This window comes from Micromonospora sp. NPDC049799 (genome assembly GCF_040656655.1).
In the GTDB taxonomy this organism is placed as follows: domain Bacteria; phylum Actinomycetota; class Actinomycetes; order Mycobacteriales; family Micromonosporaceae; genus Micromonospora.
Genome location: NZ_JBFAMU010000642.1, coordinates 1 through 2,489 on the forward strand (window position 1 = coordinate 1; position 2,489 = coordinate 2,489).

The 2,489-nt window shown below is 73.9% G+C and carries 2 protein-coding genes and 1 pseudogene; 1 reads left to right on the forward strand and 2 read right to left on the reverse strand.

The window, feature by feature from the left end; translation table 11 throughout:
• Positions 1-406 (forward strand): annotated as a pseudogene (locus AB0I76_RS27640) (alpha/beta hydrolase); the annotation flags it as partial.
• A gap of 16 nt (positions 407-422) precedes the next feature.
• On the opposite strand, the gene AB0I76_RS27645 reads toward AB0I76_RS27640, so the two are convergent.
• Positions 423-1,841 (reverse strand): trehalose-6-phosphate synthase, encoded by a 1,419-nt coding sequence (locus AB0I76_RS27645; RefSeq protein ID WP_357041397.1) that lies wholly within the window; start codon positions 1,839-1,841, stop codon positions 423-425.
• A gap of 176 nt (positions 1,842-2,017) precedes the next feature.
• Positions 2,018-2,489 (reverse strand): DUF308 domain-containing protein (locus AB0I76_RS27650; RefSeq protein ID WP_357041400.1); only part of this gene is annotated, 472 nt, incomplete at its 5' end.

Here is a 2,489-nt window from a genome sequence, read left to right on the forward strand (position 1 = left end):
GACGCTCGGCGCGGCGCTGCGCGGCAACCCGCTCGGTACGCTGCCGGCGCTGGTCGGTGGGCCCCTGCGGCTCAACCGCCGTCAGCTGTTCAGCCGCGAGCTGCCCGAGGAGCAGGCCCGGGGCTACGTCTCCCGGCTGGGCCGCGCCGGCCGGCGGGCCCAGTGGCAACTGCTCACCGGTCGGGACCCGGAGCCGCCGGTGGGAGACCCGCCGGTGCTGGTGGTGGGCAGCCCGGACGACCGGGTGGTCCCGGCGGCGGCCCTGACCCGGGCGGCCCGGCGCTTCGGCTCCGCCCCGCTGCTGTTCCCCGGGATGGGGCACGACCTGATGCTCGACGCGCGCTGGCGGGAGCCGGTCGACGCGATCCTCGACTGGCTGGAGAAGGACCCGGCGCCGGCGGCCTGACCCGCCGCCCGGCGGGTCAGCCGGTCGCGCCGAGACGGCGGAGCAGGGAACCGCTCTCGTCCAGCGCGGACAGGTAGGAGCGGGCCCAGGCCCGGATGTCGTGTTCGTGGAGGTGGGCCCGCATGGCCCGCATCCGCGCACCGACGTCGTCCGGGCCGGCCCGCAGCGCCGTCAGCAGCCCCTGCTTGAGGCCCTCCAGGTCGTGCGGATTGACCAGGTACGCCTGCGACAGCTCGGCGGCGGCGCCGGCGAACTCACTGAGCAGCAGGGCGCCGGTGTCGTCCACCCGCGCCGCCACGTACTCCTTGGCCACCAGGTTCATCCCGTCCCGCAGCGGGGTCACCGCCATCACGTCCGCCACCCGGTAGAGCGCGGCCAGCTCGGCGCGGTCGAAGGGCTGGGTCAGGTAGTGGATGGCCGGCTCGCCGACCCGACCGAACTCGCCGTTGATCCGGCCCACCTCGCGCTCCACCCGCTCCCGGAGGATCTGGTACTGCCCGACCCGCTCCCGGCTGGGCACCGCCACCTGCACCAGCACCGTGTCCCGGACCTTGACGTGTCCGCCGGCGAGCAGCTCGCTGTACGCCTTGAGCCGCTGCTCGATGCCCTTGGTGTAGTCCATCCGGTCGACGCTGAGGACGACGTGGTCGGGGCCGCCGAGGTCGTGGCGCAGCCGGCGGGCCCGGTCGGCCACGTCGGGGCGGGCGGCCAGCGCGGCCATCTCGGCGGTGTCGATGGAGACCGGGAAGGCGCCGATGCGCACCACCCGGTCGTCGACGGCGATCCGCCGGTCGGTGGCCGGCAGGTCCAGCACCCTGGACACGAGCTGGGCGAAGTTGTGCGCGGCCTGGGCCCGCTGGAAGCCGACCAGGTCGGCGCCGAGCATGCCCCGCAGCAGCTCGGCGCGGCGGGGGAGCTGCATGAACAGCTCCGGGGGCGGGAACGGCGCGTGCAGGAAGAAGCCGATGCGCAGGTCCGGTCGCAGGTCGCGGAGCAGGCCCGGCACCAGTTGCAGGTGGTAGTCCTGCACCCAGACCACCGCGCCGTGTTCGGCGACCTCGGCAATCGCCTCGGCAAACCGCTGGTTGACCCGTTGGTACGCCTCCCACCAGCGCCGGTGGTACTCCGGTTGCTCCACCGAGTCGTGGTAGAGCGGCCAGAGGGTCGCGTTGGCGAAGCCCTCGTAGTGGTCGCGGAGGTCCTCCGTGCTCAGCGCCACGCTCCGCATGCGGACACCGTCGACGTCGGGCAGGGCGGGCGCAGGGCCGCTGCCGCCGGCCCAGCCGACCCAGGTGGTCGAGGTGTGTGACAGCAGCGTGTGCAGCGCGCTGACCAGGCCGCCGGGGCTGCGGCGCCACTCGCAGGCGCCGTCGGGCGCCACACTGTCGTCGATGGGGAGGCGGTTGGCGACCACTACGAGGGAACTCTGTCGCATCTCGGGCATTCCGATCAGCTGAGGAGTGACCGCCCCAGACGAGGAACAACCGGGCAGTCAGCGGGGGAAGTGACGGACAGCGGTATTCCTACTGACAGTAAGTTACACCATTGTTACGCCACCGGCCGGGCACGCGAGGTCCCGCCATCCGGGCACGACCCCGCCCCGCGGGCTGGTCAGACGACGGCGCCGTCGTGCGGGTCGCGGTCGTCCTCGTCACCCGGGCGCAGCCGCCAGATCAGGGTGACGAAGCCGGCGAGGATGCCGGTGAAGCCGAGCAGGGTCACCACCGCGCGGTCCGCCGGGAGCACGTCGGGAAAGAGGAAGAGGACGAAGCCGACCACGATGCCCAGGACGCCGAGCACCGCGTACTTGGAGAACCGGGGCAGCGGCGGAGGCGGTGGGGGCGTGTAGCCCTCCTCCTCATCGTCGTCCGGCAGGTCGGCGCCGAAGGTGTCCAGCCCGTCCAGCAGCGACGGCTCGTCCTGCCGGCCGCGCCCGACGGTGATGCCGGAGACGTCGGCGGCCCACGGCAGGCGGCGTACGTCCGTGGCGGTGGGCCCGGTCGGGTCCTCGCCGCCGGTACGGCCGACCCCACCGGTCGGCCCGGGGTCGTCCACGTCCTCGGCGGCCGGCCACGGGTTGGCG